Raw genomic sequence first — 14,045 nt, forward strand, 5'->3', positions numbered from 1 at the left:
ATGACGGAGTCCGTACCGGAGCCGGCCGGTTCCGGCGAGGGCGTCGCGGAGGGGGCCGTGGGGACGGCTCCCGCCCCCGCTCCCGCCACCACCCGACCGGTCAAACGCGACTGGCGGGGCCAACGGCCGTTCTGGGGCGGGCTGCTGGTGCTGTTCGGCGGCGCCGAGATCCTGTTCACCCTGCGTGCCCCGCTGCCCGTCGTCCTGCACATCGGGATGCAGGGGCTGGCGGGCTACCTGGTGCCGGCGGTGATGGTGCTGTGCGGCCTGCTGATCCTGTTCAACCCGGCTCAGCGGCTGTTCTACTCCGTCCTCGCCGTGCTCGCCGCGCTGGCGAGCTGGCTCACCTCCAACCTGGGCGGCTTCGTGATCGGGATGCTGCTCGGACTGGTGGGCGCCTGCCTCACCTTCGGCTGGCTGCCCGATCAGCCGCTGCGCCGGGGGCGGCAACGGCGGGAGGACCGGCGCCAGGAACGCCGGTCGTCCCGAGCGGGCACGGCCGGGGCCGACCCGGCCGGGGTCTGACCCGCAGCCCGGGGCCGACCCGGCCGGGGTCCGACCCGCGGCGCCCCGCGCCCCGACGGCGCCCGCCCCCTGGTGATGGGAGAGCACCAGGGGGCGGGGCGTCGGGGCACGGGGGAGTGCGGGGTCGGGCCGTGACGGCCAGATCGTGACGGTCAGATCGTCGCGGCGTCGATCACGAAGCGGAACCGGACGTCGTCGGCCAGCACCCGCTGGTAGGCCTCGTTGACCTGCTCGGCGCGGATCAGCTCGATCTCCGCGGTGATGCCGTGCTCGCCGCAGAAGTCCAGCATCTCCTGGGTGGCCGGCAGCCCGCCGATCATCGAGCCGGCCAGCGAACGGCGGCCGGAGAGCAGCGCGTGCGCGTTCACCGTGACCGGCTTCTCCGGCGCGCCGACCTGCACCATGGTGCCGTCGGTGCGCAGCAGGCCGAGGTAGGCGCTCAGGTCGAGGTCGGCGGAGACCGTGTTGACGATCAGGTCGAAGGTGCCCGCGAGCTCGGTGAAGGTGGCCGGGTCGGAGGTGGCCCGGTAGTGGTCGGCGCCGAGCTTCAGCCCGTCCTCGCGCTTGCGCAGCGACTGGCTGAGCACGGTGACCTCCGCGCCCATGGCGTGGGCGAGCTTCACGCCCATGTGGCCGAGCCCGCCGAGGCCCACGATCGCGACCTTCTTGCCCGGCCCGGCACCCCAGTGCGCGAGCGGCGAGTACAGCGTGATGCCGGCGCACAGCAGCGGCGCGGCGGCGTCCAGCGGCAGGTTGTCGGGGATGCGCAGCGCGTACGCCTCGTCGACGACCAGCTTCGAGGAGTAGCCGCCGTGGGTCGGCAGGCCGTCGTGGCCGACGCTGTTGTAGGTGAAGACGGTGCCGCCCTGGCCGGTGCAGTACTGCTGGAGGCCGGCCCGGCAGTTGTCGCACTCCCGGCAGGAGTCGACGATGCAGCCCACGCCGACCCGGTCGCCGGCCTGCCAGCGGGTGACGCCCGGGCCGACCTCGGTGACCACGCCGGCGATCTCGTGGCCCGGGACCATCGGGAAGATGCCGGTGCCCCAGTCCTCGCCGACCTGGTGGATGTCGGAGTGGCAGATGCCGCAGAACTTGATGTCGATCACGATGTCGTGCTCGCCCACCGCCCGGCGGGTGACGGTGGTCTTCTCCAGCGGGGAGTCGGGCCGCGCCGCGGCGTAGGCGGCGACCGTGCGGGTGGTGCCCTCGGTGGTGCTCGTCGTCGTTGCGTTCGTCGAGTTCGTCATGCTTCCAGCCTGCGCCGGTGCGGTGCGACCAGCCAGACCAGAGCTCTTCGTACGCAGGCCACACGTAGGGACCCCGGACGTACGACCGCGGAACGTACGCACGGCAGTATCACCCTTGCCCCCGCCCCTGCGGCCCGGATCCCCCGCATACTGCAGGCATGGACCAGCGCACCGAACTCAGCGAGTTCCTCCGATCCCGCCGCGCCCGGCTGCGGCCCGAGGACGTGGGCCTGCCGGACAGCACCACCCGGCGGCGGGTGCCCGGCCTGCGCCGCGAGGAGCTGGCCCTGCTCGCCGGAGTCAGCACCGCCTACTACACCCGGCTCGAACAGGGCCACGGCGAGAGCGTCTCCGCCGCCGTCCTGGACGCCATCGCCCGCGTGCTGCGGCTCAGCCCCGCCGAGCGCGAGCACCTCGGCCGGCTCACCAGGCCCGCCCGCCGCCGCCCCGGCCGGGCCGCCGCCCGCCCGCAGCGGGTCCGGCCCGCGCTCCAGCAGCTCCTGGACGCGATGGAGTGCGTGCCCGCGTACGTCCTCGGCCGGCGCCTGGACATCATCGGCTGGAACCGGCTCGGCACCGCCCTGCTCGGCGACTTCGCCGCGATGCCGCCCGAGCAGCGCAACATGGCCTGGCAGCTCTTCCTCGACCCGGCCTCCCGCGAGCTCTACGAGGACTGGGACGGCAAGGCCACCGACGTCGTCGGCATGCTGCGGCTGGACGCCGGACGGGATCCGGACGACCCCAGGCTCGCCTCGCTGATCGGCGAACTCTCCCTCAAGAGCGCCGACTTCCGCCGCCTCTGGGCCGCCCACAGCATCCAGGACAAGGGCCACGGCACCAAGCGGCTGCACCACCCGGTGGTCGGCCGGCTCAACCTCCAGTACGAGACGCTGCGCCCGGCCGGGGACGTCGACCAGGTGCTCGTCACCTACCACGCCGAGCCCGGCTCCAGCTCCGCCGAGTCCCTCCGCCTGCTGGCCAGTTGGGCGGCCACCGACTTCCACCCGGAGCCCGCCGAGCCTGCCGAGGCGACCCCGGTCGATCCCGTCCGGTAGCGCCCCTGGTAGGCCTTCCGGCCAGACCCTCCCGTCAAGGGGTCGATGGTCCCGGGTCCGATCGGGGCCATCGGCCCTTCTCGCCGGTAACCGGGCGGCGATTGACTGGGCGGGTCATGGACACCACCACCAGCGGAAACACCACCAGCGGCACCACCGCCGAGTACGACCGGCTGATCGCCCGCCACCACGCGATGCGGCTCCGGCGCCAACTCCTCATCCCCGCCTCGCCCTTCGGGCCCGACCCGGCCGGCTCCGGTGCCGACGCGTACGGCGGCACCGGCGGACCGGACGGCTACGACGGCTACGACGGCGCCGCCGACCAACGGCTGATCCGGCGCGACCTCGGCCTGCTCGACCCGCTCTCCGAACTGATCGACCACCTCTACGCGGTGATGTTCCGCCGCCGCCCCTACCTGCGCCCGCTCTTCCCCGCCTCGATGGAGTTCCAGCAGGCCCACCTGGAACGGATCCTCCGCCACCTGGTGGACCACCTCCACCACCCGGCCGAACTGGCCGCGACCCTGCGCCAACTCGGGCGCGACCACCGCAAACTGGGCGTCCGGCCGGTCCACTACGAGGCCTTCGAGGAGGCCCTGTGTGCGGCGATTCGGCACCGGGCGGGCGCCCGGTGGACCGAGGAGATGGAAGCGGCCTGGGTCCGGATGCTGCGCTTCGCCGTCGCGGCGATGACCGCCGGCGCCGACTCCGTGCTCACCGAACCCCCGTACTGGCACGCCGTGGTGACCGGCCACGAGCGCCGCCGCCCCGACCTCGCCGTCCTGCGCGTGCGCACCGGCGAGCCCTACCCGTACCGGGCCGGACAGTACGGCACGGTCGAGCACCCGACGCTCCCGCACACCTGGCGGCAGTACTCGATGGGCTGCGCGCCGCGCACCGACAACGAGTTGGAGTTCCACGTCCGGCGCACCGGGCCGGACGGGGTCAGCGCGGCCCTCGTCGAACGCACCGCCGTCGGCGACCGGCTGCGCCTCGGCCCGCCGCGCGGCGGCCTGCTGCCCGAGGACGACACCCGCGACCTGCTGCTGGTCGCCGGCGGCACCGGCCTGGCCCCGATGAAGGCCATCGTCGAGCAGCAGGCTGCCCAGCGCCCGCGCGGCCGCCGCGTCCACCTGTTCGTCGGCGCCCGGGACCGTGGCGACCTCTACGACTGGTCCGCCCTCGCCGAACTCGGCCTGCACAAACCCTGGTTGGCGCTCACGCCGGTCACCGCCGGCCGGCTCGCCGACGTCGTCGCGGGCGCCGGGGACTGGCGCGAGCACCTCGCCTGCGTCAGCGGCCCGGCCGGCATGGTCGCCTCCGTCCGCTCCGAACTGCTCGCCGCCGGGCTGCCCCTGGCCCAGGTCCGCTACGACCAGGCGCTCGCCCGCTAGCCGTACGGCCTGCCGGCAGTCGTACGTCCTGCCGCTGGGTCCCCGCTGCCGGACGTCCTACCGGTAGCAGTAGGAGTCCGAGGAGGCGTCGCCGCCCGCGAGGTGGGTCTGGTGCACCCGCAGGCCCCGGAAGTCGGCGCCGTGCGGGAAGAAGCGCTCGTCGACGCTCAGTCCGCCCGCCTCGGTGTCGGCGTCCAGCTTGACGATCCACGGCTCGATGCCGTCCGGGTAGAACTGGTCGTCCCAGGCGCCGTAGAGGGAGTTGGTGAGGTAGAGCCGGCGCCCGTCCCGGCTGATCTCGACCATCTGCGGGGCGCCGCTCAGCGGGCGCCCCGGCGCGGCCGGGTGCGGGGTGCGGGCGACGACCCCGCCCAGCCGCACCGAGTCGGCGAGCCGCGGGTGGAACGGGTCCGACACGTCGTACTGGAACAGCTCGCCGGTGCCCCACGCGGACACGTACAGCCAGCGGTCGTCCACCGACAGGTTGATGTCCGTGATCAGCGGCGGCACCGCGCCGAACGGTTGCAGCGCGGGCGGCAGGTCCTCCGTCTTGGCGGGCTCGGCGGGGATCTCGATCACCTTGCGCGCGGTGAACGCCGGGCCCTCCCGGTACCAGAGCCAGACCGAGGCGGACAGGTCCTCGACGTTGGTCACCACCCCGGCGAAGCCCCACTCGGCCTGCGGATCGTGCGCCGGGCGCAGCTCCAGCACCATCTGGTACTGGTCGCCGAGGTCGATCCGTTGCAGGTGCCGCCCCGAGTCCAGCTCCCAGAAGTGCAGCGCGTGCCCGTACTTGCGGCCCAGCAGCAGCTCCGGGACGACCCCGCCCTCCACCATCCAGGGCGTGCCCCACTCACTGGTCACCCCCACGTTCGTCCCCAGGTGCCACCAGACGTCGTACGCGAAGTGCTGCGGCCCGCGCTCCGTCTCCCAGGCGCGCAGCACCTCGAAGGTGGTGTGGTCCAGCAGCGCCACCCCGCCGGGCCCGTCGTTCCCGTCCCCGCTGCCCAGGCAGGACAGGAACACCCCGTCCGGCCCGCAGTGCAGGGTGTGCGGGCGCGAGTAGCCGGCCTTGGCGGCGAGTTCCGCCGCCTCGACGGTCTTGACGAGGCGCGGCCGGACGGGGTCGGGCCGGGTGTCCATCACGTGCAGCCGCGAGGAGCGCAGGCCCGGGAGGAGGAGGTAGCGCCGCTCGGGGTTCTCGTGGCAGGCGTGTGCCAGCGCGCTGGAGCAGGCGTTCCACCCGAAATGGTGCAACTCGTCGCCCAGCGTCGGCAGTTCGGCGAAGTTCAGGACCTTCCCGTAGCTCGCCGACGCCGGATCGGTGTCCACGGTGAGCAGCGCGTCCGGCCGCTCCCCGGCCCGGTCGAACCCGGCGACGTACGCCAGCGTCTCCGGTGGCGCGGCGATCGCCTCGGCGGCCGAACGGTACAGCGACGGATCGGTGTGGCCGGCCTGCGGCATGTGTTCTCCTCAACTCGCCTGCGTGACAACCGGAGTTGGATCTGTCCGGGTAGCGTTCCACACGACCACCGGCGCACAGCAGGCGCACGGGGAGCGATCAGGAGGCGCGGACGGCCGGGTCACACCGATGCCCGGCAGAGCGGCGCCCGGCAGGCAGCCCCGGGCTACCGGCCGGTATTGTCGGGGTCCTGGATCAAGAACACCTGCGACGGACGGCAGGTCGAGCATGAGGACGGGTGCGGCGCAGATGGAGTTTCGGGAAGACATCCTGGGTGCCCCCTACGAGACGGCCGAGCTGACACTGCGGCCGGACGCCGAGGGGGAGGTCTGCGCGACGCTGGTGCGCCGGCTGGTGCCGGGGGCGGAGCGGGCCGTGCTGTACATCCACGGGTACAACGACTACTTCTTCCAGACCAACCTCGCCGACCACTTCGCCGCGCTCGGCTTCTCCTTCTACGCCCTGGACCTGCGCAAGTACGGCCGCTCCCTGCGCCCGCACCAGTCGCCGAACTTCGTGCGCGACCTCGCAGAGTACGACGAGGAGATCGACGAGGCGGTGCGGATCATCCGCGAGGTGGACGGGCACCGGCGGCTGCTGCTGAACGGGCACTCCACCGGCGGGCTGATCGGTGCGCTGTGGGCGGGGCGGCGCTCGGGGCGCGGCCTGGTGGAGGGGCTGTTCCTGAACAGTCCGTTCCTGTCGATGCCGGCCGCGCCCGCCGTGCGGACCGTCGGCGGCCCGGCCGTCACCGCGATCGGACGGCTGGCGCCCACCCGCGTGCTGCCGTCGACGCTCAACCCGCACTACACGCACAGCCTGCACAAGGACCACGAGGGCGAGTGGGACTTCGACCTCACCCTCAAGCGCGCCGAGGGCTTCCCGCTGTACGCGGGTTGGCTGTCCGCCATCCACCAGGGCCACCGGCAGCTGCGGCACGGGCTCGGGATCGACGTGCCGGTGCTGCTGATGGCGTCGACCAGGTCGATCACGACCACCAAGTGGCACAACGCCCTGCACCACGCGGACGCCGTGCTGCGCGCCGACGACATCGCCGGCCAGGGCCCGCGACTGGGCCGGCACGTCACCATCGTCCGGATCGAGGGCGGCATGCACGACCTGGTGCTCTCGGGCGAGGCCGCCCGCACCCGGGCCTTCGCCGAACTGGACCGCTGGCTCGCCGCCTACCTCGACGTCCGGCCGGCGGACGTCCGGTCGGTGGACGCCCAGGCCGTGGACGCTCAGGCCGTGGGGGAGAGCGCGTGACGGACGAGTCGGTGACGCACGAGGCGGCGGCGGACGAGCCGGTGCCGGTCGGGCGCCACACCGACCTCGGCTTCGCCAAGCTCATGCCGGACCTCGACCGGGACGGCGGCTGGCTGCTCACCCTGGACGGCACCCCGCAGTCCTACGTCGACCTCGCCGACCCGACCCACCTGGAGTTCGAGTACACCCGGAGGCTCGGCCACCTCGCCGACGCCCTGGCCCCCGCCGGGCGGCCGCTGGACGTGCTGCACCTGGGCGGCGGCGCGCTCACCCTGCCCCGCTACCTCGCCGCCACCCGCCCCGGCTCGCGCCAGCGGGTGGTCGAGGTGGACGGGCCGCTGCTCGACCTGGTCGCCGAGCACCTGCCCTGGCAGGGGCCCGGCGCGGACATCACCGCGACCGTCGGCGACGCCCGCGCGGCCCTCGCCGAGACCCCGCCCGGCACCCGGGACCTGGTGATCGCGGACGTCTTCCACGGCTCGCGCACCCCCGCCCACCTCACCTCGGTGGAGTTCCTGCGGCTGGCCGCCGCCGCCCTGCGCCCCGGCGGCTGCTACGCCGCCAACCTGGCCGACGGCCCGCCGCTGGCCTTCGCCCGGGCCCAGGCCGCGACGGTCGGCGCGGTGTTCCCGTACACCTGCCTGGTCGCCGAGGCCCCGGTGCTGCGCGGCCGCCGGTACGGCAACATCCTGCTCGCCGGTTCGACGGCCCCGCTCCCGGCCGCCGAGCTCACCCGGTTGCTGGCCGGCGACATCTTCCCGGCCCGCCTCACCGACGGCGCCGACCTGGCCGCCCTGGTCGGCCGCACCGCCCCGGTCACGGACGCCGACGCCACCGACTCCCCGCCCCCGCCGGACGGAGCGTTCAGCATCGGCTGAGCGGCGCGGCGGCCCGAGCGTCCCCGCGTCCGGGGTGTCAGAATCGGCGGGTTCAGGCCGGAGCGTGGAGCACGTCGATCGTGGAGCACGCCGAGCGCGCAACACGTCCGGCGCGGAGCAGGTCCAGCGCGGAGCACGTCCGAAGGAGTGAGCGATGAGCGGCGGGGAGCGGCCGGAGTTGGCGGAGGTGCCGGAGACGGCGTTGTGGACGCTGTGGCACCGCGCGGTGGAGGCGCGTCGGCCGGACACGGTCCTGGAGGACCCGAAGGCGGTCGAGCTGGTCGACCGGATCGACTTCCCGTTCGCGGAGCGCTTCGGGGAGGGCGCGCTGGTCAGCCAGTTGCAGGCGCTGCGGGCGGCCTGCTTCGACCGTGAGGTGGCGGACTTCCTGACCCGCTGCCCGCGCGGCACCGTGGTCGGCCTCGGGGACGGCCTGGAGACCCAATCGTGGCGGGTCGACAACGGCCGGGCGGACTGGCTGTCGGTGGACCTGCCGGAGGCGGCCGCGCTGCGGGAGCGGCTGCTGCCGCCGGACGACCGGCGCCGGATCCTCGCCTGCCCGGTCACCGACCCGGGCTGGATGGACGAGGTGGATCCGGCACGCGGAGTGATGATCTGCGCCGAGGGCCTGCTGATGTACCTGCGGCCGGAGGAGGTGCGGGCACTGATCGCGGCCTGCGCCGAGCGCTTCCCCGGCGGGTCGATGGTGCTGGACGCGGTGCCGCGCTGGTTCAGCGCCCGGTCCGTCCAGGGCAAGCTGCGGAACCGGCACTACCAGGCGCCGCCGATGCCGTTCGGCATGGACGCGGACGAGCGCGGCAAGCTGGCCGGCGCGCACCCGGCGGTGACCGACGTGCGCGAGGTCTACCCGGAGGGCGGGCGGGGCCTGCTCCGCGCCCTGCTGCCGCTCGTGCGCCGGGTGAACGCGCGGCCGTCCGTGGTCGCACTTCGCTTTGCCGGATCTTGAAGAACGGCTGGTCAAGCGGGAACCATGAGGAACCACCGCACGTCGTAACCACGGGTGATCGGCCGGGGGGACAGGCCGCCCGGCACGTTAGGCTGCCCTTATGGGGAAGCGGCCGCGTTGCCGCCATCGGACAACTGCCGGAATCGGCGTGCGGCACCGCTGAGGGCCGCGCCGGCTCCGACCTGCCACGGAGGTACTGGCCTTGCACATCGACGCCTGGATCGAGAGCGTCCCACCGACCGCGGTGTACGCCCTGGTCGGCCTGATCATCGGCCTGGAGTCGCTGGGCATCCCGCTGCCCGGCGAGATCGCCCTGGTCACGGCCACCCTGATGGCGGTCAAGGGTGTGGTGAGCCCGGAATGGATCGCGGTGGTCGCGATCCTCGGGGCGATCATCGGCGACTCGATCGGCTACTCGATCGGCCGCAAGGGCGGCAAGCCGCTGTTCGAGAAGCTCGGACGGAAGTTCCCCAAGCACTTCGGACCGTCCCACCTGGCCACCGCCGAGCGCTCCTTCCAGAAGTGGGGGATGTGGGCGGTCTTCTTCGGCCGCTTCATCGCCCTGCTGCGCATCTTCGCCGGGCCGCTCGCCGGCGCGCTGAAGATGCCGTACTGGAAGTTCCTGATCGCCAACGTGCTCGGCGGCATCGTCTGGGCCGGCGGCACGACGCTGCTGGTCTACAAGGTCGGCAAGAGCATCGAGCCCTGGCTGTCCCGGTTCTCCTGGGCGGGCCTGGCCGCGGCGGTGCTGATCGGCGGCGCCTCGGCCTGGTTCATGAAGCGCCGGGCCGCCAAGACCCACGCCAAGATCGAGGCGGAAGAGGCGGCCGCCGCAGCGACCGCCGCCAAGGCGCCCGTCGCGGAATAAGCGCAGTAAGCGCAGTGACGAGGCGTCTGCACTGAGCACGGCGGGGCTGTCGAGCCCTCGGAGTAGCATCGGCGGGTACCTGCCGATCATGCACAACTGGAGGGCCCGATGACCCAGTCGACGTGGGATGCCGTGGACGCGTACTTCTCCGAGCAGTTGGTGGGGCACGACCCGGCGCTGGAGGCCGCGGCCGCCGCCGCCGACGCGGCCGGGCTGCCGGAGATCGCCGTCGCCCCCAACCAGGGCAAGCTGCTGCACCTGCTGGCGCTGACCCAGGGCGCGCGGCGGATCCTGGAGGTCGGCACGCTCGGCGGGTACAGCGCGATCTGGCTGGCCCGGGCGCTGCCCGCGGACGGCACCCTGATCACCCTGGAGATCGATCCGAAGCACGCCGAGGTCGCCCAGGGGAACATTGCGCGCGCAGGGCTGGAGAAGGTCGCCGAGGTGCGGCTCGGCCGGGCTGCCGACTCGCTGGCCGCGCTGGTGGAGCAGGGCGTGGAGCCCTTCGACCTGGTCTTCATCGACGCGGACAAGCCCAGCAACCCCGAGTACTTCCGGCGGGCGCTCCAGCTGACCAGGCCCGGCTCGCTGATCATCGTCGACAACGTGGTGCGCGGCGGCGCCGTCGCCGACGCGGACAGCACCAACCCGGCGGTGGTCGGCACCCGGGCGCTGCACGACCTGATCGCCGCCGAGCCGAGGGTCACCGCGACGTCGGTGCAGACGGTCGGCAGCAAGGGCTACGACGGCTTCACGCTGGCCCGCGTGCAGAACTGAATTTTTCAGGTACCACGGAGGAACGGAGACATCGTGCGGATCGGACTGCTGGGCGCCGGCCCCTGGGCGGAGCGGGTGCACGCACCCGTCCTCGCCGAGCACCCCGGGCTGGAGTTCACCGGCGTCTGGGCCCGCCGGCCTGAGGCGGCCACGGCCCTCGGCGGGGCGTACGGCGTCCCCGGCTACGCGGACCTCGACCAGCTGCTCGCCGAGGTGGACGCGGTCTCGATCGCGCTGCCGCCGACCGTGCAGGCGGGCCTCGCGGTACGGGCCGCCGAGGCCGGCTGCCACCTGCTGCTGGACAAGCCGGTCGCGCTGACCGTGCCGGACGCGCAGGCCGTGGCCGAGGCCGTCCGGGCCCACGAGGTCGCCTCCGTGGTCTTCTTCACCGTCCGCTTCGGCGGGGAGCAGATCCCGTGGATCGAGCAACAGGCAGGCCTGGGCGGCTGGTTCACCGGCCGCTCGGACTGGCTCGGCTCGGTGTTCGCCCCCGGCAGCACCAGCCCGTACGCGGCCTCGCCGTGGCGCGAGGAGAAGGGCGCGCTGTGGGACGTCGGCCCGCACGCGCTGTCGGTGCTGCTGCCGGTGCTCGGCGACGCGACGCAGGTCACGGCGGTGGCCGGCCCGCTGGACACCGTCCACCTGGTGCTGCGGCACGCCGCCGGCGCCTCCAGCACCCTGGCGCTCAGCCTCACCGCGCCGGTCGGCGCCGGCGGCGCAGGCCTGGAACTGCGCGGCGAGCACGGCATCGCCCACCTGCCCGAGCGCGGCGAGGGCCCGACCGCAGCCCTGCACCGCGCCCTGGACGCCCTCCAGGCCTCGGCCGCCACCGGCCAACCACACCCCTGCGACGCGGAGTTCGGCCTGCGCGTGGTCGAAATCCTGGCCGGCGCCGAACACTCCCTGACCACGGGCGCACCGGTCGCGGTGTAGCTGTGACACCCGGGCGGGCCCGCTGCGGACCATCGCAACGGGCCCGCCCGGGTCATGACGTGACGAGCCAGCGCCCGCTCACGGCGGAGGCACCATCTGAGCGGTGGCGTCCAGGTTGCGGACCGGTTTGCCCTCCTCGTACGACACCGGGACGGTACCCGCGAGCTCGGCCACGGCCTTCTTGAGTGCTGACGACGCTGCGCCTTCATGCGACGTGGTGACCGTGATACCCGACGCGTCCGGCAGCAGGGCCGCCGTATAGACCGGGAACGGCAGCGAATCGGCCTGTGCCGCATCGCCGATCCTCTTGAGGACAGGGTCGACGGTCGCCCGCGCGTAGGACGCGTGCCGGATCTCGGCGCGTCCCGTCTCGACGCCGGGATGCGCCTGGGCGGCGGCCGAGACGAGGGCTCTGGCCCGCGGCTCGTCCGTCGCGAACAGCACGACCCGGCCTGCCGCCGGGTCCAGCTTCAGCGCGCCGAAGGTGTCCTTGAACCCGCCGCGCCCCTGCTCTCCGAGCGCCGACGCCAAGTCCTGCAGCGCTGCGAGCGAGAGCGCGTCCACCTGCTGCGCCGGCGAGGAGACCACGGCCCCGGGACCAGCAGGGCCGCCACCGGCCGACGCACTGGTACCGCAGCCACACAGCAACCCCGCTGCCGTCAGCACGGCGGCCGACCACGCGGGTACTCGCGATGGTGTCACTCGGTGAACTCCGTCCTGGTGGCGCTTCTGATGGTTCGATCCGTCTCGGTCGCGGTGCCATACGGCTGTGCGGTGCCACGCGGTCGTGGGGTCAGGCCGCGGGGAGGGTGGGGCCGGTCGGGCCCGGGCGGCGGTCGGTGGGGCGGGCCGGGGGGATGACGGGGGCGTGGAAGTCGCGCGGGCCGGTCCACAGGGCGGGGACGGCGTCGCCGCGGCGGGCGAGTTCGTAGGCCAGCGCCTCGTAGTTGACGCGCCAGCCGTGGAAGTGCTGCCAGGCCTCGTCGACCGGGCGCTCACGGGGGAAACCGGCGCTCGTGATCATGGCGACGGCGCCGATGTACTCGGTGTAGGTCAGGCGGATCGGGACGTCCGGGTCCGGGTCCGGGTCGAAGTCGATCCGTACCGAGCGGCCGATGTCGCGCAGCGCGGTGAAGCCCGCGCGCAGGACCAGGCGGGCCTCGGGCGGGGCCGAGCGCGGGCAGAGTGCCAGGTGGAGGGCGGCCGCGTCGAGCACCGCGATCAGGCCGACCACCCAGCTGCGGTTCGGCTGCGGGGAGCGGAAGGACAGCAGCACCGGGTAGTTGGAGTGGCTCTCGCCGATGTCGGCGGCGAGCCGCTCCCAGTCCCGGTAGAGCTGGGGGAGGGCGGTCTCGGTGTCGACGAGGGACTGCCGGGCCAGCAGTTCCGGGCCCCAGGCGGGCTCGCCGGCCCGGGACTGGAGCAGGGTCACCTCGGTCTCCCGCCGCTGGTAGGCGGCGTAGAGGGTGGGCAGGTAGGCGATCTGGAGGGCGATCACCAGCGGCCCGCTGGCGGCGGCCATGAAGTCGATCGCCGACAGTTGCAGGCGCTCGCCGCTGGCGTAGCCGAGGGTGAAGAGGCTGGACCCGGACTCCCGGATGGCCACCGACCAGCTGAGGTCGGACGTGCCGTGCAGCAGCAGGGTGTAGGCGAGCAGCATGCCGCTGAGCCACACCCCGAGCATGCCGAGCAGGATCAGCGGCGCCAGCCAGGTCAGCGCCCGGTCCTGCGCGTAATAGGTGCGGAACGGCGTCGCGTAGAGCCGGAGCACGGTCCGCAGCACCCGCCAGAGCCGGCTGACCAGCGCCGAGTACAGCCCGCGCGGGACGACCAGCGTGCGCAGGATGCTGCCGACGATGAGCAGGAGCAGCAGGGCGCCGGCCAGGGTGTGGATCATCCTCATGGCGCCATTGTGGCGGTCCGGCGGAGCGGCTGCGGCACGGGGCGGGCGCCCGGTGGCCGGGTCCGGTGCCGGCCGGGTCTTTGATCGGGCCATATCCGAGGGGCGCTGTGGCCGGGTCGGCGCAGACGGGCGCGGGACTGTTCTCTGCGCGGTTGTCGAGGCCGGCGCGCGGCTCGCGTCGCTGGAGATGTCCTCGGACCCGCGGGTGAGTGCGGGGGACGTCTTCGGCCATGTCGCGGTCACGTCCGGCGACGAGGCTGCGCCGGTCCGTGATCGTGAAAGTCGTGATCAGACTGCTACGGACTGTCACTCGGTCGCGTGCTGTCGCTACCGGGCGCCGTACCTGATCAGGCCACCGGCGGGATCCGGCCGGATGGGCTGCGTGGACCGTGCTCCGCTCGCGGCCCCGTGATCCCACACGCTCGTGTTCGATTCCGTTCGCCGGCGCGTCCGCTCGTCCCGACCTCCCGTGTGGTGTCCGGCCGCGGGGCGGTGGTGACGTAAGCCCCGTGCGGCGCTTGCCCGGAGCTCTCCGAAACCCCGGTCTGACGGGTTGTCCGGTTCTGGGAGGCGCAGGTGCCGGCTCTTGGCGATTCCCTGCCGGTGCGGGGGAGGGCTGCGTACTTTCTGAACCCTGCCGGGACGCGCTGGGGGAGTCGTCGCGACCCCTGGTCTTCCACCGTCCCGGGATTCCGCGGCCCCCGGCGGGCGATGCGCCGTGCGCGCTCGCCCGCCGGCCGCTGCTCCGCCCCACCACCGAGAGGAAGCGT

General features: G+C 73.6%; 13 protein-coding genes. 9 read left to right on the forward strand and 4 right to left on the reverse strand.

The features are described 5' to 3' along the window. Positions 1–525 (forward strand): DUF6114 domain-containing protein, encoded by a 525-nt coding sequence (locus ACFWPT_RS18440; protein WP_380371536.1) that lies wholly within the window; start codon positions 1–3, stop codon positions 523–525. Between the two features lie 152 nt (positions 526–677). On the opposite strand, the gene ACFWPT_RS18445 is transcribed toward ACFWPT_RS18440, so the two are convergent. Then, complete coding sequence (locus tag ACFWPT_RS18445) at positions 678–1,772, reverse strand: NAD(P)-dependent alcohol dehydrogenase (RefSeq protein WP_380482789.1); 1,095 nt, start codon at positions 1,770–1,772, stop codon at positions 678–680. Between the two features lie 158 nt (positions 1,773–1,930). On the opposite strand from ACFWPT_RS18445, the gene ACFWPT_RS18450 reads away from it, so the two are divergent. After that, complete coding sequence (locus ACFWPT_RS18450) at positions 1,931–2,827, forward strand: helix-turn-helix domain-containing protein (protein ID WP_380482791.1); 897 nt, start codon at positions 1,931–1,933, stop codon at positions 2,825–2,827. 116 nt (positions 2,828–2,943) lie between these two features. After that, complete coding sequence (locus tag ACFWPT_RS18455; RefSeq protein WP_380482793.1) at positions 2,944–4,221, forward strand: globin domain-containing protein; 1,278 nt, start codon at positions 2,944–2,946, stop codon at positions 4,219–4,221. A gap of 57 nt (positions 4,222–4,278) precedes the next feature. Here the strand turns inward: ACFWPT_RS18455 and ACFWPT_RS18460 are convergent, their stop codons facing one another. Next, entirely contained in the window at positions 4,279–5,685 is a 1,407-nt protein-coding gene (locus tag ACFWPT_RS18460) for a selenium-binding protein SBP56-related protein (RefSeq protein WP_063346144.1), read from the reverse strand. A 247-nt stretch (positions 5,686–5,932) separates the two neighbouring features. Here ACFWPT_RS18460 and ACFWPT_RS18465 point away from each other — a divergent pair, with 247 nt between their 5' ends. The 6 genes from ACFWPT_RS18465 to ACFWPT_RS18490 all read left to right on the forward strand — a co-directional run bounded on the left by ACFWPT_RS18465 (position 5,933) and on the right by ACFWPT_RS18490 (position 11,372). Then, entirely contained in the window at positions 5,933–6,949 is a 1,017-nt protein-coding gene (locus tag ACFWPT_RS18465) for an alpha/beta hydrolase (protein ID WP_380482796.1), read from the forward strand. 83 nt (positions 6,950–7,032) lie between these two features. Next, positions 7,033–7,827, forward strand: a complete 795-nt coding sequence (locus ACFWPT_RS18470; protein WP_363373491.1) for a fused MFS/spermidine synthase — start codon at positions 7,033–7,035, stop codon at positions 7,825–7,827. Positions 7,828–7,981: 154 nt separating this feature from the next. Further along, positions 7,982–8,794, forward strand: a complete 813-nt coding sequence (locus ACFWPT_RS18475; RefSeq protein WP_380482798.1) for a class I SAM-dependent methyltransferase — start codon at positions 7,982–7,984, stop codon at positions 8,792–8,794. A gap of 202 nt (positions 8,795–8,996) precedes the next feature. Then, positions 8,997–9,662: a DedA family protein gene (locus tag ACFWPT_RS18480; RefSeq protein WP_363584801.1), complete on the forward strand. Its 666-nt coding sequence runs from the start codon at positions 8,997–8,999 to the stop codon at positions 9,660–9,662. A 108-nt stretch (positions 9,663–9,770) separates the two neighbouring features. After that, positions 9,771–10,439: an O-methyltransferase gene (locus tag ACFWPT_RS18485; protein WP_380371515.1), complete on the forward strand. Its 669-nt coding sequence runs from the start codon at positions 9,771–9,773 to the stop codon at positions 10,437–10,439. Between the two features lie 33 nt (positions 10,440–10,472). After that, a complete protein-coding gene (locus ACFWPT_RS18490) occupies positions 10,473–11,372 on the forward strand; it encodes a Gfo/Idh/MocA family protein (protein ID WP_380371513.1) in 900 nt (299 codons plus the stop codon). A 78-nt stretch (positions 11,373–11,450) separates the two neighbouring features. On the opposite strand, the gene ACFWPT_RS18495 is transcribed toward ACFWPT_RS18490, so the two are convergent. Both ACFWPT_RS18495 and ACFWPT_RS18500 read right to left on the reverse strand, forming a co-directional pair. Beyond that, a complete protein-coding gene (locus ACFWPT_RS18495; protein ID WP_380482800.1) occupies positions 11,451–11,960 on the reverse strand; it encodes a hypothetical protein in 510 nt (169 codons plus the stop codon). Between the two features lie 205 nt (positions 11,961–12,165). Next, positions 12,166–13,275: a hypothetical protein gene (locus tag ACFWPT_RS18500; RefSeq protein WP_380482802.1), complete on the reverse strand. Its 1,110-nt coding sequence runs from the start codon at positions 13,273–13,275 to the stop codon at positions 12,166–12,168. Positions 13,276–14,045 lie beyond the last annotated feature (770 nt).

Source organism: Kitasatospora sp. NPDC058478 (genome assembly GCF_042720345.1).
In the GTDB taxonomy this organism is placed as follows: Bacteria; Actinomycetota; Actinomycetes; order Streptomycetales; family Streptomycetaceae; genus Kitasatospora.

Excerpts from the sequence above, each read along its gene's own strand:
- ACFWPT_RS18440 (WP_380371536.1), top strand. The coding sequence starts at position 1 with ATGACGGAGTCCGTACCGGAGCCGGCCGGTTCCGGCGAGGGCGTCGCG.
- ACFWPT_RS18445 (WP_380482789.1), bottom strand. The coding sequence starts at position 1,772 with ATGACGAACTCGACGAACGCAACGACGACGAGCACCACCGAGGGCACC.
- ACFWPT_RS18450 (WP_380482791.1), top strand. The coding sequence starts at position 1,931 with ATGGACCAGCGCACCGAACTCAGCGAGTTCCTCCGATCCCGCCGCGCC.
- ACFWPT_RS18455 (WP_380482793.1), top strand. The coding sequence starts at position 2,944 with ATGGACACCACCACCAGCGGAAACACCACCAGCGGCACCACCGCCGAG.
- ACFWPT_RS18460 (WP_063346144.1), bottom strand. The coding sequence starts at position 5,685 with ATGCCGCAGGCCGGCCACACCGATCCGTCGCTGTACCGTTCGGCCGCC.
- ACFWPT_RS18465 (WP_380482796.1), top strand. The coding sequence starts at position 5,933 with ATGGAGTTTCGGGAAGACATCCTGGGTGCCCCCTACGAGACGGCCGAG.
- ACFWPT_RS18470 (WP_363373491.1), top strand. The coding sequence starts at position 7,033 with ATGCCGGACCTCGACCGGGACGGCGGCTGGCTGCTCACCCTGGACGGC.
- ACFWPT_RS18475 (WP_380482798.1), top strand. The coding sequence starts at position 7,982 with ATGAGCGGCGGGGAGCGGCCGGAGTTGGCGGAGGTGCCGGAGACGGCG.
- ACFWPT_RS18485 (WP_380371515.1), top strand. The coding sequence starts at position 9,771 with ATGACCCAGTCGACGTGGGATGCCGTGGACGCGTACTTCTCCGAGCAG.
- ACFWPT_RS18500 (WP_380482802.1), bottom strand. The coding sequence starts at position 13,275 with ATGAGGATGATCCACACCCTGGCCGGCGCCCTGCTGCTCCTGCTCATC.